At 40.0% G+C, this 24855-nt stretch carries 19 protein-coding genes, 2 tRNA genes, 1 rRNA gene and 1 pseudogene; 13 read left to right on the top strand and 10 right to left on the bottom strand.

Translation table 11 applies throughout. The features are described 5' to 3' along the window. Positions 1-63: 63 nt before the first annotated feature. The 3 genes from ACN19N_RS02875 to ACN19N_RS02865 all read right to left on the bottom strand — a co-directional run bounded on the left by ACN19N_RS02875 (position 64) and on the right by ACN19N_RS02865 (position 1849). Positions 64-139: transfer RNA gene (locus tag ACN19N_RS02875), tRNA-Ala, on the bottom strand. Positions 140-175: 36 nt separating this feature from the next. After that, positions 176-252 (bottom strand) — tRNA-Ile (locus ACN19N_RS02870). Positions 253-311: 59 nt separating this feature from the next. After that, a 16S ribosomal RNA gene (locus ACN19N_RS02865) occupies positions 312-1849 on the bottom strand. Positions 1850-2411: 562 nt separating this feature from the next. On the opposite strand from ACN19N_RS02865, the gene ACN19N_RS02860 reads away from it, so the two are divergent. The 7 genes from ACN19N_RS02860 to ACN19N_RS02830 all read left to right on the top strand — a co-directional run bounded on the left by ACN19N_RS02860 (position 2412) and on the right by ACN19N_RS02830 (position 7470). Then, positions 2412-3296 (top strand): VacJ family lipoprotein, encoded by an 885-nt coding sequence (locus ACN19N_RS02860; protein ID WP_269229636.1) that lies wholly within the window; start codon positions 2412-2414, stop codon positions 3294-3296. A 131-nt stretch (positions 3297-3427) separates the two neighbouring features. Then, on the top strand, positions 3428-4396 hold the full coding sequence (gene gigA, locus ACN19N_RS02855; protein WP_269230399.1) for an RsbU family protein phosphatase GigA: 969 nt from the start codon (positions 3428-3430) through the stop codon (positions 4394-4396). A 102-nt stretch (positions 4397-4498) separates the two neighbouring features. Then, the gene (gigB, locus tag ACN19N_RS02850) at positions 4499-5020 is read left to right on the top strand and encodes an STAS domain-containing protein (RefSeq protein ID WP_241336410.1); all 522 of its coding nucleotides are present in this window, start codon (positions 4499-4501) and stop codon (positions 5018-5020) included. Positions 5021-5048: 28 nt separating this feature from the next. Continuing rightward, a complete protein-coding gene (locus tag ACN19N_RS02845; RefSeq protein WP_293739776.1) occupies positions 5049-5873 on the top strand; it encodes a carbon-nitrogen hydrolase family protein in 825 nt (274 codons plus the stop codon). Between the two features lie 202 nt (positions 5874-6075). Next, entirely contained in the window at positions 6076-6429 is a 354-nt protein-coding gene (locus ACN19N_RS02840; RefSeq protein WP_269238501.1) for a DUF4951 domain-containing protein, read from the top strand. Positions 6430-6509: 80 nt separating this feature from the next. Continuing rightward, positions 6510-6947: a MarR family winged helix-turn-helix transcriptional regulator gene (locus ACN19N_RS02835; RefSeq protein ID WP_420001930.1), complete on the top strand. Its 438-nt coding sequence runs from the start codon at positions 6510-6512 to the stop codon at positions 6945-6947. 88 nt (positions 6948-7035) lie between these two features. Next, on the top strand, positions 7036-7470 hold the full coding sequence (locus ACN19N_RS02830; protein WP_420001929.1) for an organic hydroperoxide resistance protein: 435 nt from the start codon (positions 7036-7038) through the stop codon (positions 7468-7470). Between the two features lie 64 nt (positions 7471-7534). Here ACN19N_RS02830 and gspE read toward each other — a convergent pair whose 3' ends face one another. Next, positions 7535-9025 carry a type II secretion system ATPase GspE gene (gene gspE, locus ACN19N_RS02825; protein WP_420001928.1) on the bottom strand — a complete coding sequence of 497 codons (1491 nt, stop codon included), beginning with the start codon at positions 9023-9025 and terminating at the stop codon, positions 7535-7537. 93 nt (positions 9026-9118) lie between these two features. Here gspE and ACN19N_RS02820 point away from each other — a divergent pair, with 93 nt between their 5' ends. Further along, positions 9119-9940, top strand: coding sequence for a hypothetical protein (locus ACN19N_RS02820; protein WP_269238503.1), 822 nt, complete (start codon positions 9119-9121; stop codon positions 9938-9940). Positions 9941-9949: 9 nt separating this feature from the next. Next, positions 9950-10867, top strand: coding sequence for a mechanosensitive ion channel family protein (locus ACN19N_RS02815; protein WP_269229629.1), 918 nt, complete (start codon positions 9950-9952; stop codon positions 10865-10867). Here the strand turns inward: ACN19N_RS02815 and ACN19N_RS02810 are convergent, their stop codons facing one another. Continuing rightward, positions 10868-13744 (bottom strand): DUF2339 domain-containing protein, encoded by a 2877-nt coding sequence (locus ACN19N_RS02810; RefSeq protein WP_420001927.1) that lies wholly within the window; start codon positions 13742-13744, stop codon positions 10868-10870. 189 nt (positions 13745-13933) lie between these two features. On the opposite strand from ACN19N_RS02810, the gene polA reads away from it, so the two are divergent. Further along, complete coding sequence (polA, locus tag ACN19N_RS02805) at positions 13934-16699, top strand: DNA polymerase I (RefSeq protein WP_420001926.1); 2766 nt, start codon at positions 13934-13936, stop codon at positions 16697-16699. Positions 16700-16760: 61 nt separating this feature from the next. Here polA and ACN19N_RS02800 read toward each other — a convergent pair whose 3' ends face one another. The 5 genes from ACN19N_RS02800 to ppx are packed head-to-tail and all read right to left on the bottom strand — an operon-like array spanning position 16761 to position 21896. After that, a complete protein-coding gene (locus tag ACN19N_RS02800; RefSeq protein WP_004664238.1) occupies positions 16761-17330 on the bottom strand; it encodes a YggT family protein in 570 nt (189 codons plus the stop codon). A gap of 16 nt (positions 17331-17346) precedes the next feature. After that, positions 17347-18186, bottom strand: coding sequence for a pyrroline-5-carboxylate reductase (gene proC / locus ACN19N_RS02795; protein ID WP_269229626.1), 840 nt, complete (start codon positions 18184-18186; stop codon positions 17347-17349). Positions 18187-18189: 3 nt separating this feature from the next. After that, positions 18190-19461: a tRNA lysidine(34) synthetase TilS gene (gene tilS / locus ACN19N_RS02790; protein ID WP_269230398.1), complete on the bottom strand. Its 1272-nt coding sequence runs from the start codon at positions 19459-19461 to the stop codon at positions 18190-18192. Between the two features lie 56 nt (positions 19462-19517). Further along, entirely contained in the window at positions 19518-20342 is an 825-nt protein-coding gene (locus tag ACN19N_RS02785) for an acetyl-CoA carboxylase carboxyltransferase subunit alpha (protein WP_269229625.1), read from the bottom strand. A gap of 33 nt (positions 20343-20375) precedes the next feature. After that, positions 20376-21896: an exopolyphosphatase gene (ppx, locus tag ACN19N_RS02780; RefSeq protein ID WP_005214561.1), complete on the bottom strand. Its 1521-nt coding sequence runs from the start codon at positions 21894-21896 to the stop codon at positions 20376-20378. Positions 21897-22169: 273 nt separating this feature from the next. On the opposite strand from ppx, the gene trxA reads away from it, so the two are divergent. The 3 genes and pseudogenes from trxA to ACN19N_RS02765 form a co-directional block, all read left to right on the top strand. Further along, entirely contained in the window at positions 22170-22496 is a 327-nt protein-coding gene (trxA, locus tag ACN19N_RS02775; protein WP_004675702.1) for a thioredoxin, read from the top strand. A 326-nt stretch (positions 22497-22822) separates the two neighbouring features. Continuing rightward, the gene (gene rho / locus ACN19N_RS02770; protein ID WP_269229623.1) at positions 22823-24091 is read left to right on the top strand and encodes a transcription termination factor Rho; all 1269 of its coding nucleotides are present in this window, start codon (positions 22823-22825) and stop codon (positions 24089-24091) included. A gap of 392 nt (positions 24092-24483) precedes the next feature. After that, positions 24484-24684, top strand: a pseudogene (locus tag ACN19N_RS02765) (hypothetical protein); the annotation flags it as partial. Positions 24685-24855: the final 171 nt, after the last annotated feature.

The following is a 24855-nucleotide window of genomic DNA, read 5'->3' as shown; positions in this document are numbered from 1 at the left end:
AGTCAAATTAGACTGTATTCACTAAACTCTATAATCTTCTTAGCTTGTACTCTGTAAAGTACATGGTGGAGACTAGGAGAGTCGAACTCCTGACCTCCTGCGTGCAAAGCAGGCGCTCTACCAACTAAGCTAAGTCCCCAGCTTATCACTTAATGAACGATATATCTTTCAGATTTGGTGGGTCTGACAAGACTTGAACTTGTGACCCCACGCTTATCAAGCGTGTGCTCTAACCAACTGAGCTACAGACCCTCAGATACATCTTCGAAGAACAACTTGTTGTGGATTCTTACCGATCGTCAATCTTTCGTTAAGGAGGTGATCCAGCCGCAGGTTCCCCTACGGCTACCTTGTTACGACTTCACCCCAGTCATCGGCCACACCGTGGTAAGCGTCCTCCTTACGGTTAGACTACCTACTTCTGGTGCAACAAACTCCCATGGTGTGACGGGCGGTGTGTACAAGGCCCGGGAACGTATTCACCGCGGCATTCTGATCCGCGATTACTAGCGATTCCGACTTCATGGAGTCGAGTTGCAGACTCCAATCCGGACTACGATCGGCTTTTTGAGATTAGCATCCTATCGCTAGGTAGCAACCCTTTGTACCGACCATTGTAGCACGTGTGTAGCCCTGGCCGTAAGGGCCATGATGACTTGACGTCGTCCCCGCCTTCCTCCAGTTTGTCACTGGCAGTATCCTTAAAGTTCCCGACATTACTCGCTGGCAAATAAGGAAAAGGGTTGCGCTCGTTGCGGGACTTAACCCAACATCTCACGACACGAGCTGACGACAGCCATGCAGCACCTGTATCTAGATTCCCGAAGGCACCAATCCATCTCTGGAAAGTTTCTAGTATGTCAAGGCCAGGTAAGGTTCTTCGCGTTGCATCGAATTAAACCACATGCTCCACCGCTTGTGCGGGCCCCCGTCAATTCATTTGAGTTTTAGTCTTGCGACCGTACTCCCCAGGCGGTCTACTTATCGCGTTAGCTGCGCCACTAAAGCCTCAAAGGCCCCAACGGCTAGTAGACATCGTTTACGGCATGGACTACCAGGGTATCTAATCCTGTTTGCTCCCCATGCTTTCGTACCTCAGCGTCAGTATTAGGCCAGATGGCTGCCTTCGCCATCGGTATTCCTCCAGATCTCTACGCATTTCACCGCTACACCTGGAATTCTACCATCCTCTCCCATACTCTAGCTGACCAGTATCGAATGCAATTCCTAAGTTAAGCTCAGGGATTTCACATCCGACTTAATCAGCCGCCTACGCACGCTTTACGCCCAGTAAATCCGATTAACGCTCGCACCCTCTGTATTACCGCGGCTGCTGGCACAGAGTTAGCCGGTGCTTATTCTGCGAGTAACGTCCACTATCCAGTAGTATTAATACTAGTAGCCTCCTCCTCGCTTAAAGTGCTTTACAACCAAAAGGCCTTCTTCACACACGCGGCATGGCTGGATCAGGCTTCCGCCCATTGTCCAATATTCCCCACTGCTGCCTCCCGTAGGAGTCTGGGCCGTGTCTCAGTCCCAGTGTGGCGGATCATCCTCTCAGACCCGCTACAGATCGTCGCCTTGGTAGGCCTTTACCCCACCAACTAGCTAATCCGACTTAGGCTCATCATTTAGCGCAAGGTCCGAAGATCCCCTGCTTTCTCCCGTAGGACGTATGCGGTATTAGCATTCCTTTCGGAATGTTGTCCCCCACTAAATGGCAGATTCCTAAGCATTACTCACCCGTCCGCCGCTAAGATAAGGTGCAAGCACCTCATCTCCGCTCGACTTGCATGTGTTAAGCCTGCCGCCAGCGTTCAATCTGAGCCATGATCAAACTCTTCAGTTTAAAATCATTAGTAGCTTATGGCTACAAATCTTGGCTCATCAATTTTCTGACTAAAAATTCGCTCAAATAAACTTCGAGAAATTTCTACCATTCAATCAATGAAATATTTTCGATTGATCAACCAGTAAAAATCCACACAAGTTGTTCTTCTATTCTCTTAATGATCTTCTCGATGATTCGTCATCATCAAGCTAGGTCGGCTATGTTACTCTAATTTAAACTAAAGTCAACAGGTAATTTCGATATTTTTTAAACCTACCAATCAATCCAAGAATCTAACCCTTCTAGCCAAATCCTTGTTTCTCAACAAGTTTTTATCTGCATCACCGCCGATGGATGTGCATTCTACAGCATTTCACATCAGGTGCAACCCCATTTCCTAATCTTTTTATTTAAGTGAACGTTTTTAAACCAAAATCACAATTTTTCTTATATTTTTCGACCGAATTTGTTTTAATAATAAGAGAACAACTAAACTGTATACCTCATATCTATGTTTTGCGTCATGCAGCGCAATCATTCTAATGACTGTATTTCGCTCTAATGGCGATGAAGGACTTATATGCATTACTCAAATTATATCTTGCTTGGGCTGTTAACCGCTGGAGCATGCTCACCTGTATTAGCACAAGAAGTTCAAAACGAGCCATCTATTCAAACAAGCTCAGTGGCAAATACCAACAATCAACAATCGACATCGACTATTCAAGCCATAAAAGATTTAAAACATATCACTAGAAATGATTTAAAGGTCAATGCAAACGCTGCTCAACCTGATGCTGTAAAAGATCCTTTACAACCATTAAATAGACAGATCTTTGCTTTAAATGATGCTTTGGATCGTAATTTATTAAAACCTATTGCAATACAGTATGTAGCAAAAGTTCCAGAAGAAGTCCGTACCCCTTATCGCCAATTTAGAAAAAATCTAGGTGAACCTTGGAATGCAGTCAACCAATTAATCCAAGGACGACCAACTCGCGCTGCCAAGACATTAGGTCGCTTCACGATTAATACACTTACAACACTAGGTTTTTCTGATCCTGCTCGTCGTTTAGGCCTAACCACTGAAGAGGAAAGTTTTGGCGTCACTTTAGGTTACTACGGTGTACCATCAGGTCCTTATGTGATGCTGCCATTTTTTGGTCCAAGCACATTCCGTGACGGTTTTGGTTTAGCAACAGATCGTTTTGGTCGCCCACAAAAATATTTATTAGATGATCAAGAAGGTATTTATTGGTCTACTAATTTATTACAAGCAATTGATGCTCGCTCACAAATTTTGGATATTGAAGAAAGCTTAAAAGGTGATAAATATTCAATGATCCGTGATTTTTACTTACAACGTAAAGCCTTCCAAATTGCTGAAAAGCATGGAGATTCGGCAGATGTTTCATTTGTAAGTGACGAAAATGACAATAACGATCAATCAGGTGATGACAAATAATCTCTGAGGAACTTTAAATGATAGACTTATGTATTAATTTAAAGTTTTAGCAATACTATGTTTTTCATCATATTTCATCTATGATGAATTAAAAAATGATCATACAAATACAAAAGGTCGGCTACTTATCTATGTATTTTATTCAACCCACACGCTCAATATCTTATTTAGACCAAGCACTAAATGAGTTACCGAGTTTACAAATCATTCATATTGATGATTTAGATTTGTATGATCAAACGATAATTGCTATTGCCGATGTACAAGATTTTTTAAAATACCAATGGAAATTGCCTACAATTGTTCTTGCTTTTGAACATGAAGGAACTGCATTAGCTCAAGCATGGGAAATGGGTGCGTTGGCAGGATGGATTTGGAGTGAATTACCCAAAAATCCTGTTCATTCATTGTTTAAAATCGATGCTCAATATAAACGTAATCAAGATAGTAGAGATTTACCTTCTGCCGCAGAACTACAAAAAAGATTATTACCAAACCCGATCGAATTACCAAACTATCAATTTGAATCATTTTTTCAGCCATCCGCTTATCTGTCAGGAGATTGGTATGATTACTGGAGGTTAAATGATGATGAAGTCTTGTTTTATTTAGCAGATGTTTCAGGTCATGGGGTAACAAGTAGTTTACTGACATCTTGGATGGCGGCATTTCATGGCCGATCAAAAACACCTAGTCAATTGATTCAAAAACTAAATGCAATGTTAGTACAAGAAAATATTGAAAAGCATATTACTATGGTTGCAGGAATATTAAACTTATCAACCCATGAAGTATGTTGGTCTAGCGCTGGTCACTACCCTCCTCCAATTATTTTTGAGCCCAACCAACCTCCACAAATCCTTACAACAAGTAGCTTTCCATTAGGTCTTACTGAAGAGCTAGAAGTTGAAGAACATTGTTGTACATTGAGTCGTAATGCTCGTTTTATATTATGTTCTGATGGTGCACTTGAACCATTTGATGGCGGTTTGAATGATCAATTTAATCAATTGGTCGAACATCTTCAGCATGACGCTTTCAAAGCACCAGATCATGTTGCTGATGACATTGCTATTTTAAGCATATGCCGAATGAATTAACCCTAAAATCAATATTTTAATTAGATCACAGCATCCAACCACTTGTGTCTAGAATATCACTATGGGATAATTTTATATCCTTTCTCTGAAAATGGCATTTATATGTCAACAGGTCATGTTGAATATGCAAGTTTGAACGGAACGCATATTTTCAAGCTTATTGGCGAAGTGCGCGCTCACTCTTGTATAAGTTTAGACAAGTTACTCAACAAAATTGAACAGCAACAGAATGTTGTCGGTGCAATTGTTGATTTAACTGAAACTACATTTATTGACAGCACGGTCTTGGGTGTACTTGCAAAACTAGGTCTTAAGCTTAAACAAGTTCATCATATTCAAGCTGTTATGCTTTCGACAAATCCAGATATCACCACCTTAGCCAATAGTATGGGGCTAGGTCAGGTATTTGTAATTTTAAATTACTGCGGTGATCCAAGTGTATGCACTTTAGAACTGACTGAAGAGCATGTAACACATAGTGCAATGCTCAATACTGTACTTGATGCACACAAAACATTGATGCGTTTAAATGAAAACAACCAAAATATGTTTGAGCCTCTTGTGAAGCAATTGCAAAAAGAACAAGAGTGCTTATCTCTTGATTCACAAAAACAAAATGCATAATTGTTGAAAACCCAATCTTGATGCCGATATGACCTTACTTTCTGTTGTACAAATGAATTCTCAAAATGACATTGAAGCAAATTTCCTTGTCATTGAATCATTGATTCAGCAAAGTAAGGCTCAAGCGGCGGAGTTAATTGTTTTTCCAGAAAATTTTGTTTGTTTTGCAGCAGGAAAACAGCGTGAAACTGCTGCGCAATTCGAGAGCATTCAACAGCGTTTAGAACAACTCGCTCATCGTTATCAAATTTGGATTATCGCGGGTACTCTCCCTTGCCCGTTTCGTCCTGATGGTTCAATCATTGATGATGGTCGAGTTCGAACCGTCAGTTTATGCATTAGCCCTGAAAGAACTGAAGCGCGTTATGACAAAATCCATTTATTTGACGTTCAGGTCAGTGATGCTGTAGGTGGCTATCAAGAGTCAAAATTCTTTGAAGCAGGCGATAAAGTCGTTGTTGCCAAAACACCGTTTGGCAATATTGGTCTGATGGTGTGTTACGACTTACGCTTTCCAGAACTTGCTCTAATGTTACGTCAGCAAGGGGCAAATATTTTAACTGCACCTGCTGCATTTACTTACACCACAGGACAACTTCATTGGCAATTACTATTACAAGCACGTGCAATGGATAGCCAATGTTATGTGCTTGGTGCAGCTCAGCAAGGCTGGCATGGTGAACAGCGTCAAACTTGGGGTCATGCAGGAATTACAAATAGCCGAGGGCAACTATTAGAAATGATTACGGCCGAAGGACATGGTTTAATTACATCTTCATTTGACCTAGCAGAACAAAATAATATTCGACTAGCAATGCCATTGATGCAGCATCGTAAACTTATCAATTATTAAAAATAATCGTTTTATCTGAGCACACTTTTGTTCAATTTATCCTCATATGGCATCACTTTGACTGTTATAGTCAATTTTCATAAATGTATGTTTTGTAGGATCATGATTTAATAGGCTTTATTTATCATGGTAGAACAAGATCAAATGGTCATATTCTATACGTGATGTAATATCCTCAATTAATTCGTATTAAGTTTGATTTATGTTTAAAGTAATTTTCATTTTTTTATTTTTTATAGGGGCAATTGCACAACTTCATGCAGCCGTAGTTGAAACCAATACCAGTTCACAAAGTACCTTGTCCACGCCACAAAATTTATCGCTAAATTCTTTTGGGCAATGGGTGATTGGTTGGGGTACTGGGGCTGAAGGTGCGAGACAACGATTAGATAATATTCAGCGAGAGGATGTCATCATTATCAAACAAAAAGGTGCAACCTTAGACATGATTGTTGCATGGCAACAATATTATGAACAAGAAGCGCTCAATAATCCCAATAATCCAACGGCACGTTATAGAGCGCGTTTGATGAAAAAAATCGCTGAGCTTTGGTAATTATTGATGTAAAATCTGCGTAACTAATCATAAGCAGATCACGATATACTGATCAGATGAATATACTGTTTGAGAAGCGCATGGGTGATGAACATCAGCAATTACGATTAGATAATCAGCTTTGTTTTCTGATTTATTCAACCAACCTTGCCTTAAATCAAGTCTACCGTCAATTGCTCTCTCCTCTCGGATTAACTTACCCTCAATATCTGGTAATGTTAGTGCTTTGGGAAAGGGATCAACTCAGTGTTTCTAAGATCGGTGAAAGATTATTTTTAGAATCTTCCACACTCACTCCATTATTAAAAAAACTTGAAGCCTCACAACTAATTTCACGCAAACGCTCAGTCGAAGATGAAAGACAGGTTATTATTTCTCTTACACTACAAGGTCATACTTTAAAATTAGAAGCAGTCGATATTCCATCCAAAATTTCAGAAGCAGCGGCCTGTTCAACCGCATCACTTACAGAGCTTAAAGATCAGCTTGCGACATTACGTCACCATCTCACGCAATAGAACCTAAGTTTACAAATCGATAACTTGCATTCCCAAATACATCGTGTACGATTTAATTGTACACAATATTTATTCAGGAATAAAAATCATGTCTCTAGAACAAGTCGTTTATCGCGCAAAAGCAAAAGCTACAGGTGGTCGTGATGGTCGTGCAACTTCATCAGACGGTGTCTTAGATGTAAAATTAGGTGTTCCAAAAGAAATGGGCGGTGCTGGTGGTGAAGTTACCAATCCTGAACAGCTTTTTGCGGCGGGTTATTCAGCATGTTTCTTAGGTGCAATGAAATTTGTTGCAAATCGAGATAAATTCAAAATTACGAAAGATGCTTATGTTGAAGGTGAAGTGGGAATTGGTCCAATTCCAAATGGCTTTGGTATTGAAGTCACTTTAAATGTTTATCTGATTGGTATAGAACAAGCTGAAGCTGAACAATTGGTTGCCGCAGCGCACATTGTTTGCCCATATTCAAACGCGACTCGTGGCAATATTGATGTGAATTTTAATATCGTAACCACAGAATAAGCATTTCGCAAAGAAAAACAGCATGGATCACCATGCTGTTTTTTTATTTAAGGGCTTAACTTAATTATTCTTCAGCCGCTTCGTTGGTCACACGCAATACTTCTTCTAATGTGGTTTTACCTGCTAGAACCTTGAGCAAACCATCATCACGAATCGAAGCTGCATGACGACGCGCATGATTTTCCAACTCAAATTCAGCTGCATTACCATGAATCAAACGGCGCATCGACTCATCTACTGGCACAATTTCATAAATTGCAGTTCGTCCGCTAAAGCCAACATGTGAACATTTTTCACAACCATGCGGTTCAGGCAACTGCATATATTCATCAACTTTGAGATGCTGAAACACTTGTCGCTCAAAATCATCAGCTTTTCGCCAAGTCACGCAATGTGGACACAAGGTCCGAACAAGACGTTGCGCAATAACACCTATCAAAGAACTTGCCAACAAGAATGGTTCGATCCCCATGTCTTTTAAACGTGTTACCGCACCAATTGCCGTATTGGTATGCAGTGTTGATAGCACTAAGTGACCCGTTAAAGAGGCTTGTACCGCAATTTCAGCAGTTTCAAGATCACGAATCTCACCCACCATCACCACATCTGGATCTTGGCGTAGCATCGCTTTTAATGCACGTGCAAAGGTCATATCGACTTTAGTATTGACCTGCGTTTGACCAATCCCCTCCAATTGATATTCAATCGGATCTTCGGCGGTCAAAATATTACGTGTATTGTCATTAAGATCAGACAATGCAGCATACAAGGTTGTGGTTTTACCCGAACCTGTTGGGCCTGTCACCAAGATAATGCCATGTGGGCGATGTACCAATTGCGTTAAACGCTCATAGTCATTTTTCATTAAACCAAGATGAGTCATGTTTAAACGCCCAGCTTGCTTGTCTAGTAAACGCATGACCACTCGTTCACCATGCGAAGAAGGTAAAGTCGATACACGTACATCCACTTCACGTCCCGCTAAACGTAATGAAATACGCCCATCTTGTGGAACTCGCTTTTCAGCAATATCCAGTTTCGCCATGACTTTAATACGTGATACCAATAATGGCGCAAGTTCACGGCGTGGCTGTACAATTTCACGCAGTTGACCATCTACACGTAATCGTACCGAAAGTTTTTTCTCAAAGGCTTCAATATGAATATCAGATGCGCTGACACGAATCGCTTCAGACAATAAGGCATTAATTAGGCGAACAATTGGTGCATCATCTTCTTGATCCATCAAGTCTTCAGCTTCAGGCACTTGGTCTGCCAAACTTAATAAATCTGGATGATCTTCTAGACCCGCAGCCACTTGTTGTGACTCACCTGTATCCCCTGCATAACTCGAACTCAATAGAGCATGGAACTCTTGATCAGTACATAATTGATCGTGAGCCGATTTCCCCAAAATTCGACGTGCTTCCTGCAAAGCAATACGCGCGGTGTCCTTCCGTCGCACAATAAAAATTTGGTCACCTTCATAACGTAATAAAACGCCATGTCGTTTAGCAAAACTATAAGGAATTTGTATTTGTTTAAGTATTTGCATCACACAAATAATGATAAGAGAAAGTATTGAGTGTACTCTAAGCAGATTACAGCGTGAAGTCTGTTTAGCATACTCACACAGGAATTTTGCATCTTGTCTCAAAATAATCAATATCAAGCTCCCCATTCTGACACTTTGAAATGGTGGGGCGAACAACAATTCGAAATTCAACAGGCCAAAGCGTGGCAATTCGGTTCATTGCTCTTTCGTCTCACTCGCGGCATCAAAGAGTGGCGTTTGGAATATCATCGCCCTCAATTTCAGTATGACTACGAGCAGCAGTGGCGAATATTGAATGATATTGAATTTGCCATGCCACCTCCTGCAAAAATTGAACGTTATATGTTTCACAAAACCAATGGCATCTTTCATTTGATGCCTCGCTTGGCGGATCGCTCAGTGGTGATTCGACCTGTTGACCCGATTTATATTCCTGCCGGCCAGCGTGGAACCTTATATATCAGTACACCCTTGTGGATTGCGGGTTTGGTTGACGGTCTTTCTGAGCCCTTATTTGATATTCCCGTGATTCAACCGAAAGACACTTGGTTTGGTAAAGACCCACAAAATGGTGAGATCTGCTACGCAACTTCTGTAGATGGTCGTATTGATTTGAATCTACTCAAACCGCGTGCTTTCCGTGCGGTAACTCCAATTGAGTTCCACAATACCAGTCATCACCAATTGCGTTTTGACCGTATGAATGTCCCGGTCCCTGCGTTGCCTTTATTTTATAGTGAAAGTACAGGTCGTTTATGGACCTCACAAATCAAAGTCTATTACGAAGGGACAGATCATCCAGCACGTATTCGGATTGAGAATAAAACCCCAACTCAAGCGGGTGAAGTGATTTATGTACATCCTCCTCGTGCGCCTGGCAGTACCTTATTCAATATGTTTGATTCATTCTTTTAAGAGGTTGCTATGCCCGACTCAAATATTCCCAAGGATGTTGCTAGTAGCCTCACCAGTATTTTCACCAATATTAACTTCGAACGCTTAAGTGAAATCGTTGTTGCGATTATTTTAGCGTTTATTGGTTTTGTAATCGCAAGACTGGTATCGAATGCCTTCATTCGTACAATTGGAAATCGTTTTAATGCCCATCAACGCTTGCTATGGCGTAGAGGGATTTTTTATTTTATTTTCCTGTTATTTATTATGACCAGCTTAAGAGAGGCTGGATTTAAACTCAGCGTGTTCTTGGGTGCAGCAGGAATTCTGACCGTTGCTTTGGGTTTTGCATCACAAACATCGGCAACCAACTTGATCAGTGGTTTATTTTTGATCGGAGAAGGTTCATTTGAAGTTGGTGATACGATTCAAATTACCTTAATTCGCGGACAAACGATTGAAGGACAAGTCATTTCAATTGACCTCCTCTCAGTTAAATTACTAACACTAGATAATGTGTATATTCGCCTACCAAACGAACAATTGATTCGAACACCCGTCATGAATTTATCAAAATACCCAATACGGCGTATTCCAATTACATTGGCGATCAATTTCCATGAAGACATTATCAAAGTACGACAAGTACTTTTAGATGTTGCTGCTAAATATCCTTTGGTCATGGATGATCCGAAAGCAACCGTTACCGTAACAGCATTTAGGGAGTCATCGATTGAACTCCTTTTTGCGGTATGGTGTAGACAGGAAAATGCATTGAAAGTTCGCGATGAAATGCAAGAACGTGTCCGTAATGGTTTCTTAGAAAATCAAATTGAAATTCCTGTACCTAAAATGGGCTTAATTGATCGCCCTTTACCATTAGAGGATGACGAAGTTGATCAATATGCAAATCAAAAAGAACTGAAAAAAGCGGAGAAAGAGAAATAATCAACTCTCTTTCTCAGATTCCTCAAGTGCTGGTGGTAACGGTGCAAGATAAGCAATCACAAGCATGATTGCACCTGAACCAATAAATGAAATGACACGAGTCAATGTGCCACTTTGCGATAGATCAAGCAGCAATAATTTAGCGACGACAATTGCCAATAATGCAGCTCCAACAAACCAGATTTGTCGAATATGACGGCGACTTGAAAATGTCATCAGAACAAAAGCCAAAATCACCCACAACAAAGTCAAACTCAACTGCACATCGCCATTCGACCAAATCTCGATACCCCATAGTGGCGTCCCAAGATAATGATGCATCGCACGTACAACAATACTACTCAAAACCAATAAGCCAACTAAAATAGTGGTGACTTTAAAGCCCCATTCTATTGAATGCTCATCACTCAACTTATAATGGTAGATTGTCCAAATCAGTCCGATGAAGATCAATAAGGAGAAAATATCAGTAAGATTTAATAAAGGTAAAAAATAATATTGTTCAGCAGAATGTATATCTAAACTAATCAGGATTAACCAAACTAGGCTTAAACTAAGCACGGGTATTTGTTGTAGAAGTTGGGTATTTTTAGTGGTTATTAAAAATATTCCATACAACACTGGAATGAGGGCTAATCCAATCAATGGCATAATTGGGAAAACCGCCAAACCAATACTCGCCAAACTTAACCACAATAAGCTTGACCATATAATAAGTTTTTCCTTTGAAATAGTACTCTTCAAAGTGATTAACATTAGAGCCAATACAACCGAAGCAACCGCAAAGCTGACTTGATTTAACTTACTCGACCAATGCAACACGGAATACACATTCTCTGCAAAACTTTCACCATAAAGCAGAAATAATAAACTCCCCAATAAGATCAGCTGTACATTGTCCCACTGTAATCTTGATGTGAAGTGAACGACTAGACTGAAAGAAGCCAATAATAAAACTGCTATTGCTAAATATGGGCTCAGTCCATATTGTTGCCACTGTATCAATTCAACGCCTGCAATCGCTCCTGCATACATGCCCAATGCTAAAAAAATTCCACTGAGCATTCGAGCACTAAAATATTTTTCAACTTGTTGATAATTTAATAAATAGTAAGCTGAAATAAACTGAGCGATTGCATAGATGACTGTACTGAGTATCGGAAAGTGGTCATTTGACCAAACTTGGAAAATAAGTGCCACTGAACTTAAAAGCACCAATACAACACCCACATAACGACTTAAACGATAACGTTCAGTTACTCCCCAGACAATTAATGCTGTACCTTGAATCACCCAACCCGTTGAAGTCCAATGTGCCCCTTTAGCCAATGGGAAAATTAATGCCGTAAAAACCACTGCAAGAATAAAGAAACTTTTTGCCAAGATAGATAATTGCGGATGTTGACGTTTAATCCATAGATTTAATGCGATGTACACAATGGCTAATGCAACAGCTCCCCAAGTTAATGCTTGAGTCGAGTTATGCATTAAATATGCATGCAAGGAAAAACCAAGTACGGGAACACTAAAAATAAGCCCAACATCTAAGATAGGCTGTAAACGTTGATGACTTTGAGGAACTGTCTGATCAATGCTTGTATCTTGAGTTTGTGTCCGTAACATTAGTTGGCTATAGCGAATGCTTAACCAAATGAATAAAGCAATATGCAGCCATAAGATCATATCCAAGGTGTCAAACTGATATGTTTTTGCATAGATCCCAATCGTTGCGCCACCGATAAACATGGTGGCAAAAAATGCGATTTGATGCAAAATTTTCCACGGCTGAATAAAATTAACCGCAGCAACAGCTAAATTAATTAAAAAGTAATAGCCAAATAAGAAAATCACATCAGGATGATTTTGTGGAATCACCAGTGGTGCAAGATATGCCATGCTCAAAGCTAACATCGCTAAATACAAGGCTTGCTGTTTTAAACTGAGATAGACCGTCGCTAATAATAGAATTACAAATAAAATACTCGCTGTACTTAAGCTAGCAATCACGGCGAAGTGATGCGAGAAAATCAAGGTCAAAAAAACGACTGCCAAACCAACGCCTTGTAAAGCTACAGCAAATAATTGGTTTTTCTTTTGTAGTAAATAACCTGCAATGGTCGTAATAACACCAGCAACAGCAATAAAACTCAGTTTCACACCCAAGCTTAATTGCCAATGCTCGCTAGCAAAGCGTAACAGTAACACCACGCCAACCATTAATATTGCAACTGCAACGCGTAAAATTGGATTGCCATGCATCATCCAATCAAGTGCAGGTTGCCACCAGGATACTGTTTGAGTTGTTGCTTGATGCTCAAAATCAACAGGTGACTGACTATTTTGATTTGGTATCGCCTGATAATCAGCTTTCATCCACGCAGGATGTTGTTCAAAAACTGGTGTCTGAGTTTCTGTCTTCTTGGCTTCATCAAGATACCGTTCAATATTTTGGGCGTTGATCTTTTGCTGAGCTAAAGCCTCTATGTCAGTCTCTACATTTGCATATTGTTCTAAATGAGTCAGTCGAGTTTGAAATGCACTGATCGTTTGGATTAAACATAGCATTAATACCAATAATGCACCGCCAGCTAACCACATCCACGTATTGGCGTAAGCAAAAAGTGCCACGAGTGCCGCAGCATAAATAATAATTTTTTGCCCATTTATATTCGCTGATTGTGCAAAAAAACTTGGCGCGGCCTGCTCTAGCTGGCGTAAGCGCTGATGAATTTCTGAAATAACGTGCACAATAACAACAGTTAATCCAATTGTTGCAGCAACAATCGCTCCATGCCATTGAAATGCAATTGCGCAAGCAAGCAGCACCGTCAAAGCAACTAAAACGATAATAATTCCCTGTTTATTTTTTTTATACATAGACTTAGATCAATTATGACACCTTCATTTAAGTTATCTTACTTGATCACTTGATAAGCAGCCATTTTTACATACAAAATACTGCAATTATTTAACGCGACACAGTTTGCCACTGCTCTAGAAGACAACAAGGACAGCCACTACTTTTTCACGTAAAATGGCATTTAGTTCATCATAAGGATTTGCATAATGCCACCTTTTGTCTTGGTTGACGGGTCTTATTTTTTATTTCGTGCTTTTCACGCTTTACCGCCATTAACAACCTCTACAGGTTTACACACCAACGCAATCCGTGGCGCAATTTCAGCAATTCAAAAGTTAATGCGTCGTACTCAGCCTACTCATATGGCTGTGATTTTTGATACACCAGAACCAACTTTCCGCCACAAATTATCACCTATTTATAAAGGTGATCGCCCAAGCATGCCTGAGGAATTATCTCAACAAATTCCCTATTTACATGCATTGATCAAAGCTCAAGGCATTCCTCTGTATAGTCTTCCGGGTGCAGAAGCCGATGATATTATTGGCACACTCACTAAACGTGGATTGGCTGAAGGTCACCATGTCTTAATCTCAACAGGTGACAAAGACATGGCACAATTGGTTAATGAACACGTTAAACTTGAAGATAGTTTTAAAGAACGTGTTTTGGATGAAGCGGGGGTGCTTGAGAAATTCGGTGTGCATCCACATCAAATTATTGATTATCTCACCCTAATGGGAGATGCTTCTGACGGTATTATGGGAGTGCCAGGTGTAGGCGCAAAAACTGCCGCAAAACTACTGACTGAATATGGTTCATTAAATAATATTATTGCCAATGTTGATCAACTGAAAGGCAAAATCAGCCAAAATATTAAAGACAATTTAGAGAATATTAAGATTGACCATCAACTGGCCAGTATTGTCTGTGATCTAGATTTAGCTTTAGATTGGCATGACCTTAAACTCGCCAATCCAAATGTAGATCAATTACGTGACCTCTATACAGAACTAGAATTCCGTAACCAATTACAATCTTTAGACCATCCCAACAATCCAAATAATTCAGCTTACCAACAAACATCTCAAAGTATTGTCAAAGCCGAACAGAAAATTGAGCAAGTGATTGCCGAAGATCATGCCAGCCTTTCCAGTCAAGATGATCAACTCGGTAATGCGACTTATCATACGGTATTGAACCAACAAGATTGGGATGCATTATTACAACGTATGCAGCAAGCCGATCATTTTGCGATTGATACGGAAACCACCAACCTAGATTATCGTATCGCTGAACTGGTGGGTTTCTCGGTCGCATTTGATGCCAAAGATGCTTATTACGTTCCTGTTGCACACGATTATGAAGGTGCCCCTGAACAACTGAATCGTGAAACATTATTAGCTCAGATCAAACCAATTTTAGAAAATGAGCAAATCAAGAAAATTGGTCATCATTTAAAATATGATGCGCATATTTTTGCTAATCACGGTATCACGATTCAAGGCTGGTATTTCGATACTATGCTTGCCTCGTATGTACTCAATGCAGCGGCAACTCGTCATGGGATGGATGATGTAGCACGTGTTTATCTCAGCCATTTGACCACTACTTTTGAACAAATCGCAGGTAAAGGTGTAAAGCAAAAAACCTTTAATCAAATTGAATTAGAAATAGCGGCACATTATGCTGCTGAAGATGCACATGTCACTTATCGTCTTTATGAGGTCTTAAAAGCAAAACTGCAAAGCCATCCTGAACTGGTCAATATTTTGCATAACATCGAAATGCCTGTTGCTCGTGTACTCACAGGTATGGAAGAAGATGGAATTAAACTGGATCATCAATTTTTGGATCAACTCAGTGTTGAGTTCTCTGAAACGATTCAAACTTTAGAAAACCAAGCAACGGAATTAGCAGGTGAAGCATTTAATATCGCATCACCTAAACAAGTGGGTGAAGTCCTATTTGATAAGCTTGGACTTAAAGGTGGTAAGAAAACTGCCACGGGTCAATACAGTACCAGTGAAAGTATTTTAGAGAAAATTGAACATCCCTTAGCTGAAGTTATTTTAGAACATCGCGGATTAGCAAAACTCAAAAATACTTATACTGATCGCTTGATCGAGCAATCACATGATGCAACGCATCGTGTACATACTAGTTATCACCAAGCACTCACGGCAACTGGGCGTTTATCTTCCACTGATCCAAATTTGCAAAATATTCCAATTCGTACACCAATTGGTCGTCAGATTCGTAAAGCATTTATTGCGCCTGAAGGTCGTGTATTACTCGCAGCCGATTATTCACAAATTGAGCTACGCTTAATGGCACATTTCTCTCAGGATGATGCTTTAGTCCATGCTTTCCAACAAGGTCAAGACGTACACCGTCGTACCGCATCAGAAGTATTGGGAATTGCAATTGAAGATGTCACCCATGATCAACGTCGACAAGCCAAAGCCGTTAACTTTGGTTTACTCTACGGAATGTCTGAGTTTGGTCTTACACGTCAACTGGGTTTTACACGCGAAGAATCTCGTAGCTATATTGCACGTTATTTCCAACGCTATCCGGGTGTACTTGACTATATGGAACGTACTCGCCAGATCGCACGTGAACAAGGCTTTGTTGAAACCATTTTAGGTCGTCGTTTATATACGCCCGACATTATGGCAACCAATAAAATGATCAAACAGGCAGCTGAACGTGCAGCAATCAATGCACCATTGCAAGGAAGTGCTGCTGATATCATTAAACTTGCCATGATTGCAGTTGATAAAGTCCTACCAAAAGATCAGGCTAAGCTGTTATTACAAGTTCACGATGAATTGGTATTTGAAGCAGATGTCGCCATTGCGGATGAACTTTCAAAACAGATTACTAAAGTGATGCAGTCTGTATTGGAAATTTCAGTGCCATTTGTGGTTGAAGTTGGACAGGGCCTTAACTGGGATGCTGCTCACTAATACGTGAGCAATAAAAAAAGGATTGTGTTTTACACAATCCTTTTTTTATTTTTGAAGCAGATTAAAGACCTGTTAAAAGAACTTTAGCTGCTTCATTCATTAAGATCTCAGCAATATATAAAGCTAAGAAAGCCAAAATTGGAGATAAATCAATCATCCCCATATTCGGTAACAGACGACGAAATGGGGCAAGTAAAGGTTCTGCAAGCTCCTGAATCACTTCAATATAAGGTGATCGTGACTGCGTAAACATCACCACCCAACTCAAAATGATTGTTGCAAAAATCAAATAACGACAGAAACGAATTAAATCTTGGATCATCGTCACAAATGTCGTGATCACAAGATACACTGCGCTATGTGGCATTTGTCCTGACAAATACATCAACCCAAAAATTTTCAGTAAGTACAATACCACCAACAAAGCAACTGCGGCTAAATTAACACGCCCCTTGCCTAGAGTGGGAAAAATACGGCTAAAAACATCAACAATCTTGGTCGCTTTCACGGTTGAAAGGACCACAGGATTGTATGGACTGACTGCCGCTAATTGCATTAAAAAACGGAAAAAGACCAATAAAATTGCAACATTGATCAAAACACCAAAAATTAGCGCAGAACTTGCACCCATAATTGTCTTATCCTACTTAAACCGATTTAGTCTTGTCACTCAACTCTTGTGCAAGCTCTTGGCTACGCTTCTGAGCTGCTGCAAGCGCTGCTTGAATATTTTGTGAAATCTGCGCACGATCAAACACTTCTAGAGCTGCTTGCGTTGTACCATTTGGAGAAGTCACATTTTTACGTAATTCTGTTGGAGAATTTGAGCTAGTAATCGCCATTTGTGCCGCACCCAACGCTGTTTGCAGGGTCAATGCTGTCGCGACTTTCTCATCTAAGCCCAAGTTTTTACCTGCACGAATCATACTTTCCATCAAGTAAAAGAAATAGGCTGGACCAGAACCAGAGACTGCGGTTACTGCATCAATTTGCGCTTCATTGTCTACCCAAATGGTTAAACCTGTCGCAGCCAAAATTTGACTGGTTAATTCACGATCTTGAGCATTTACTGCTTCAGATGCATAAATACCATGCGCACCCGTTTGTACCAGTGCTGGCGTGTTTGGCATTACACGAACAATACGCTGACTACCACCAATTAAATCTGAAATCGTTTGAATTTCAGCACCTGCAATAATTGAAATCACGAGTTTATCTGACAATAAGTCTTTTAATGGTTGTAATACCGTTGCCAAAACTTGGGGTTTAACCGCCAATACCACAACGTCCGCATTTTTAATTGCGTCCACATTGTCTGTTGTGGTTTGAATATTTTTTTCTTCTAAGATGTGACGAATTTGCTCGACTGGATCAGAAACGGTAATGCGGGTCGTCGGTAAACCACGAGAAAGTAGCCCACCAATCAAGGCTTGCGCCATGTTACCACCACCAATAAAACAAATATTTTGATTCAATGTTGTCGCCATGTCCTACTCATCATATGAAAAAGACTGCTGAAAAAAGTCATTGCAGTCAGAAATTAAACTTGGTTGCCAACCGCCCTGTTCTAAATAATCAGATTGCGCCAACCAAAAACCCTTTGGGCTAAAAACCCCAAGCATAACATTATCTACGACTAATATTTGAATTGTATGACGTAACCAAGGCAAAATCTGTGCATCTTGAATGGCTTTTTTCAGTGGCCAATGTCCAACACGACCATAGAGATGAATTTTTTCCCCCCCTAGGCGTTTCAGCAGCTTTAACTCTCGCCCTAAAAGCTGGGATGAAAACCCAATCACTTGAGATTCGATTTTAAACGTTCCAGCCGCAACTTTGATCGTTTCACCCATTTCATATCGCTCTAATAATGCAGGGAGAATGGTAGATTGTTTTTCTGCATATAATTGGTTGTGAGTTAAACGATATAATTTTTTCTGATAGCGAACAAAATAGTGTTGATTGATATGTAAAATTGCCTGGGCATCTGGCTTTGCCAGAATAACCTCTTGTTGTAAGCGTTGTACCATATCGTAGCTTGGGCGATATTGATCCTTACCTTTTACCCAAGCGGACAGTAATTGACGTTGTCGTGCATCCGATAATTCCAACAGACAAGTTAAATCCAGCTCATTCTCAGTTGCACATAATTTCCAATCACTTTGCAGCACATCATCTAAAATTTCTGCGGCATCTTGCATCAGATAACTCGTTCGTGACATAGCTGATTGCATTTTAGGGAAGCGATTTTCTAATACAGGCCATAACTCTTCTCGACACCATGCCCGATCATAGTACGTATCGTAATTAGTGAGATCAGTCACATAATCAAAACCCAGTTGCTGTGACCATTGCTCAATTTTCTCACGACTGATATCTAAAAATGGTCGCCAAATGGTCATATCTTGCCGAACATCAATTTGCTGCATCGCTGCCAAACCATTGACACCTGCACCAGAAAATAATCGTAATAACAGCGTTTCCGCTTGATCTTGCTGATGATGCCCGAGTACTAAAATGTCATTCTCAGTTAAATGTCTACAATAAGCCTGATAGCGCGCATTTCGTGCTTGTTGCTCTAAATTACCTGACTCGACTGAGACTTTTTGCAAAATACAAGGAATCTTTAGCGCATCAGCGTGCTTTTGTACTAAATTGCCCCATTCTTCACTCATCGATTGAAGTTGATGATCAATATATATCGCGCGGGTTCGGGTGGGGAAAAGTTCAGACATCAGATACAGCAACAGCATGGAATCCATGCCGCCGCTGCACCCAATTAAGAATTGAGTTTGTTCAGAAAAATGCTGAGTTTGTGCTAAGACGCGATGCCTAAATTGCTGCTGCCAAACTTCATTAAACGTTGATAACGTGCATCGCATCGTTCTTGTGCATCCATCGGTTGCAATTCATTTAAGGCTAGTTTTAACACATCTTTCAAATCATGCATGACTTTTTCAGGCTGTAAGTGAGCACCCTCACCCTCATCCACCACATACTCAACAATACCTAAAGCTTTCAGCTTGTCGGCAGTTAATGCAAGCGCTTCACTGGCTTGTGCAGCTTTGTCCGCAGTTTTCCATAAAATCGAAGCACAGCCTTCAGGTGAAATGACTGAGTAAATACTATGCGATAGCATAATCACGCGGTCAGCGACACCAATACCAAGTGCCCCGCCAGAACCGCCTTCGCCAAGCACAGTCGCAATCACAGGTACTTTTAAACTAGAAAGCTGCGCTAAACTTGTTGCAATCGCTTCTGCTTGACCACGCTCTTCGGCACCTACACCAGGATAAGCACCCATGGTATCGACAAAAGTAAATACTGGGAGATTAAAACGTTCAGCCATATCAAGTAAACGCTGTGATTTACGATAACCTTCTGGATTACACATACCGAAGTTATGTTGTAATTTTTCACGCGTACTGCGACCACGATGTTGACCAACCACCATCACTGGCTGCCCATCGAAGCGGGCTAAACCACCAATCATAGCACCATCGTCACCATATAAACGGTCGCCATGAAGAGCATCAAATTCAGTAAAGATTTCACTGACATAATCTAGAAATTGCGGACGTTCAGGATGTCGTGCAATTTGAACCGTAGCCCAAGCCTTGGACTGAGTCGCTTTATTTTTCATAAGTCGTAGATAATCCCTAACAAGGATATATTGTTAATCAACAAAATTGTCTGACTGAATATTTAACTCAATGTCCCAATGTTTAAATTGCACTTGCTCATCATGCAAGTCTGCAACCAATAAAGGCCATTGTTTAGCATCACCAGAAACGCTGAGTTGCCATTGTTGATCATTTCCAACGCTCAGTTCAATGGCAGGAAGCATCTGATCACTACGACTATGGTTCAGCAAAACAGCGAGACGAAGCAACAAGCACAGATACAATAAATGACTACCACCAACTTTTAGAACGTCATTTTTTGCATCAGCACGTAACTTACGACGATGATGTGAAACTAAATGAGATAGATGATTTTGATCAATTTGTGAAAAACCCGGAATATCGGAGTGCTGTAATAAATATGCGCCATGACGATGGTATCCACCATGACTAATTGCTAAGCCGATCTCATGCAAATAAGCCGCACGACGCAGTAAGTCACTGTCTTCAGTCGTTAAATTTAAAGCATCCGCCACACCATCAAATAACTGTTGTGCTGTATTTACGACACGTTCCGCTTGCTTGGGGTCAGCATTATAACGTCCCATTAAAGCTTGCACACTTCGGTCACGAATATCTTCATGTTTAAAGCGACCAAGTAAGTCATACATTACGCCTTCACGTAAAGCACCATCAGAATATGCCAATTTATCCAGCTCTAAAACTTCAAAAATGGCATATAAAATCGCAAGACCTGCTGGCAAAACTGCTCGTCGATCTTCACGTAGACCTTCAAAATCAATTTCAGAAATATGTTTAAATTTGAGCAAACGATCTTTTAACTTATATAAACCTTCACGAGTTAAATTTTCTTGTTCATCGCTCAAACCAAGATTTACAGTAATTTGACGACAAGCTTTGATTGTTCCACTTGAGCCAACAACAGTATCCCAACCTTCTGCTTTATAGGTATTTGCAATCGCAGAGAGTTCTTTACGCGCTGCGACAACAGCTTTATCAAAAGCCTTGCTTGAAATCTCACCATCAGCAAAATAAGCTTTACTGTAAGCGACACAACCCATTTGCAAAGATTCAGTGTGTAACGGTTCAAACTCTTCGCCGATAATGAACTCTGTTGAACCACCACCAATATCAATTACTAAACGTCGACCACCATTCGCCATCGTGTGTGAAACGCCTAAATAAATTAGACGCGCTTCTTCACGTCCAGCAATAATTTCAATTGGTTTTGGTAAAATTTCAGCTGCTTTTTGAATAAATTCATGACCATTTTTTGCTTGTCTTAAAGCATTCGTCGCCACAATTCTTAGACGATTTGCTTGAACAGAGCTTAAACGACCTACAAAACGAGCCAAACACGCAAGTCCACGCTGTTGCGCAGCTTCAGTTAAATTTTTATTTTCATCCAGTCCAGCCGCTAATTGTACTTTTTCTGACATTGAAGCAACTTTTTTCACTTCACCGTGATCAACACGAGCAATCGCCAAGTGGAAACTATTTGATCCCATATCAATTGCAGCAAGTAATTCTTCATCAATCAGAAAATCAGACATTATTCATATAAACCTATGCTCAATTCACGCATTAGAGTAATTCACACGCCAATAATTTTAAAGTCATTTTAAGCAATAATAGGTGCGTATTTTCGCTTTTAAGCTATAAATGATTGTAGAAGCCGATAATCAACATCGTGAGCATCCATTAGACTTTTCATTTTGAAACTTGAATAATCAGAACAAACCCTTACATTGAGTAAAGTAGCAATGTAATATTCATGCTGATGATGAACGAATTTGCACTTTATTTATTAAATTTGGAGTAACCTTATGTCTGCGACTATTGTTAATACAACTGATGAAAACTTCCAAGCAGATGTTTTAGATGCTGAAACTCCTGTACTTGTTGACTTCTGGGCTGGCTGGTGTGCACCATGTAAAGCCATTGCACCAGTGCTAGAAGACCTTTCAAATGAATATGCAGGAAAAGTCAAAATCGTTAAAGTTGACGTGACTGCATGTGAAGACACTGCTGTGAAGTACAACATTCGTAACATTCCAGCATTATTAATGTTTAAAAATGGCGAAGTTGTTGCTCAACAAGTCGGCGCAGCACCTCGTTCTAAACTTGCAGCATTTATTGATCAAAATATCTAATGAGATTTTGACCGTATAAACAAGAGAAATACGTCTAAATTAAGCGACGTATTTCTCAGTAAAAATTGACAAATTTCTTAGTTTCGCTTATATTCTTGGATCAAGAAGCTTTGAATGGAATCTACTTCATCGCGTTTCTTACAAGACACAAACATAAGATCGCCGCTCGGCAATAATAATTGTTTTCACATTTCTCTCTGAAACAATGAACCAGACTACTGAATTGTGGTTGTGTAACTATGCAATTACATCAGCATGTATGTATGCGGTCGATTTTTTATTCTTTCCAAACACTCCTCCACTTATTCCATTCTGTCTGACCACTTATGAACTTAACTGAACTCAAGAAAAAACCCATTGGCGAACTCATTAAAATTGCGGAGTTTATGGGCCTTGAAGGCATGGCACGTAACCGTAAACAAGATATTATTTTTGCCATTTTAAAACGCCATGCCATGAATGGCGAAGAAATTTTTGGTGATGGTGTTCTCGAAATTCTTTCAGATGGTTTTGGCTTTTTACGCTCTGCTGCTGGTTCATATTTAGCAGGACCAGATGATATCTATGTCAGCCCATCTCAAATTCGCCGTTTTAACTTACGCACAGGCGATACTATTACAGGTACTATTCGTCCACCAAAAGAAGGCGAACGTTACTTTGCATTACTAAAAGTTAATCAAATTAACTATGACACACCTGAGAACTCGCGTAATAAAATTTTATTCGAGAACTTAACCCCTCTCTTCCCAACAGAACAACTGATTATGGAATTGGGCAACGGTACAACTGAAGATCTCACAGCTCGTGTGGTCGATTTGGTTGCTCCGATTGGTAAAGGTCAACGTTCTATTATTGTTGCACCGCCTAAAGCGGGTAAAACAATGCTATTACAAAACATTGCTCAATCCATTGTGCGTAATAATCCCGAAGTGTTCTTAATCGTACTTTTGATTGATGAACGCCCTGAAGAAGTTACAGAAATGGAACGTACTGTTCGCGGTGAAGTTGTGGCATCAACATTTGATGAAGCACCTGCTCGCCATGTTCAGGTTGCAGAAATGGTGATTGAGAAAGCAAAACGTTTAGTTGAGCATAAAAAAGACGTTGTGATTTTACTTGACTCAATTACTCGTCTTGCGCGTGCCTACAACACTGTGATCCCATCATCAGGTAAGGTATTAACCGGTGGTGTGGATGCTCATGCATTAGAACGCCCTAAACGTTTCTTCGGTGCTGCACGTAACATCGAAGAAGGTGGTTCTCTAACCATTATTTCAACTGCTTTGATCGAAACAGGCAGTAAAATGGATGACGTGATTTACGAAGAATTTAAAGGTACAGGTAACCAAGAAATTACACTTGATCGCCGTATTGCAGAGAAACGTGTATTCCCTGCAATGAATATCAAAAAATCTGGAACTCGTCGTGAAGAGCGCCTAATGGGTGAAGAAAATTTACGCAAAGTTTGGATTTTACGCAAATTGCTTCACCCTATGGATGAACTTGCTGCAATGGAATTCTTATTAGATCGTATGAAGGAAACCAAAACTAATGATGACTTCTTTGATCAAATGAAACGTAAAGCATCTACATAAGATTAGTGGATTAAAAAGGCTACTTTTATGGTAGCCTTTTTTATTTGGTTGACAAACTTACATAATATTTACAGATTATTTTAAAATTCCAATAAAACAATAAACCATTGTTTTTAATAAATTTAAAATTAATTACAATGATAAAAACCATAAAATACCGATTTTAATCTTAATTTCCATAGTTTTTTTCTATCAAAAAATAGCCAAATTCTGCCCATTTTTGTTGTTTTGTTGGACAGAACAGTAGTAATTCATGATCTGCTTTGATAGGATAGCGACAGACCAGTTAGGCTGCTCCCTGCGTTGTTACCTAAAGCGTTTAGGAATAATAAAAGCACAAACAGACTAACTCTAGGTTTTTTTTAATCTCACAATTTTATGAGAGTGATGCCATGTTATTCAAAAAATTCGCTGTTGCTGCTGCTATTGCTACTACTTTAGCTTTCGTTGGTTGCTCTAAGAAAGAAGAAGCTCCTGCTGCTGATGCTAACGCTGCTGCTTCTGAAGCTGTAGCTGCTGCTTCTGAAGCTACTACTGCTGTTGAAGCTGCTGCTTCTGACGTTGCTGCTGCTGCTTCTGACGTTGCTGCTGCTGCTTCTGACGTTGCTGCTGCTGCTTCTGACGTTGCTGCTTCTGAAGCTGCTCCAGCTTCTGCTGCTCAATAATCTAATATTTTTAGATTATCAAAAAGAGAACCTTTATAGGTTCTCTTTTTTTACGGCTAGATTTTTAATCAAATAAAAATATCACTATAAAAAAGCAGA

This window comes from Acinetobacter sp. LF10 (assembly GCF_048585715.1).
Taxonomy (GTDB): domain Bacteria; phylum Pseudomonadota; class Gammaproteobacteria; order Pseudomonadales; family Moraxellaceae; genus Acinetobacter.
The sequence above is the reverse complement of the archived record's forward strand: the minus strand, read 5'-3'. Positions and strand labels throughout refer to the sequence as shown.

Bases quoted from the DNA above. Each gene is read 5' to 3' on its own strand.
- ACN19N_RS02860 (WP_269229636.1), top strand. From the start codon at position 2,412: ATGCATTACTCAAATTATATCTTGCTTGGGCTGTTAACCGCTGGAGCA.
- gigA (WP_269230399.1), top strand. From the start codon at position 3,428: ATGTATTTTATTCAACCCACACGCTCAATATCTTATTTAGACCAAGCA.
- gigB (WP_241336410.1), top strand. From the start codon at position 4,499: ATGTCAACAGGTCATGTTGAATATGCAAGTTTGAACGGAACGCATATT.
- ACN19N_RS02845 (WP_293739776.1), top strand. From the start codon at position 5,049: ATGACCTTACTTTCTGTTGTACAAATGAATTCTCAAAATGACATTGAA.
- ACN19N_RS02840 (WP_269238501.1), top strand. From the start codon at position 6,076: ATGTTTAAAGTAATTTTCATTTTTTTATTTTTTATAGGGGCAATTGCA.
- ACN19N_RS02835 (WP_420001930.1), top strand. From the start codon at position 6,510: ATGGGTGATGAACATCAGCAATTACGATTAGATAATCAGCTTTGTTTT.
- ACN19N_RS02830 (WP_420001929.1), top strand. From the start codon at position 7,036: ATGTCTCTAGAACAAGTCGTTTATCGCGCAAAAGCAAAAGCTACAGGT.
- gspE (WP_420001928.1), bottom strand. From the start codon at position 9,025: ATGCAAATACTTAAACAAATACAAATTCCTTATAGTTTTGCTAAACGA.
- ACN19N_RS02815 (WP_269229629.1), top strand. From the start codon at position 9,950: ATGCCCGACTCAAATATTCCCAAGGATGTTGCTAGTAGCCTCACCAGT.
- ACN19N_RS02810 (WP_420001927.1), bottom strand. From the start codon at position 13,744: ATGTATAAAAAAAATAAACAGGGAATTATTATCGTTTTAGTTGCTTTG.
- polA (WP_420001926.1), top strand. From the start codon at position 13,934: ATGCCACCTTTTGTCTTGGTTGACGGGTCTTATTTTTTATTTCGTGCT.
- ACN19N_RS02800 (WP_004664238.1), bottom strand. From the start codon at position 17,330: ATGGGTGCAAGTTCTGCGCTAATTTTTGGTGTTTTGATCAATGTTGCA.
- proC (WP_269229626.1), bottom strand. From the start codon at position 18,186: ATGGCGACAACATTGAATCAAAATATTTGTTTTATTGGTGGTGGTAAC.
- tilS (WP_269230398.1), bottom strand. From the start codon at position 19,461: ATGGATTCCATGCTGTTGCTGTATCTGATGTCTGAACTTTTCCCCACC.
- ACN19N_RS02785 (WP_269229625.1), bottom strand. From the start codon at position 20,342: ATGAAAAATAAAGCGACTCAGTCCAAGGCTTGGGCTACGGTTCAAATT.
- ppx (WP_005214561.1), bottom strand. From the start codon at position 21,896: ATGTCTGATTTTCTGATTGATGAAGAATTACTTGCTGCAATTGATATG.
- trxA (WP_004675702.1), top strand. From the start codon at position 22,170: ATGTCTGCGACTATTGTTAATACAACTGATGAAAACTTCCAAGCAGAT.
- rho (WP_269229623.1), top strand. From the start codon at position 22,823: ATGAACTTAACTGAACTCAAGAAAAAACCCATTGGCGAACTCATTAAA.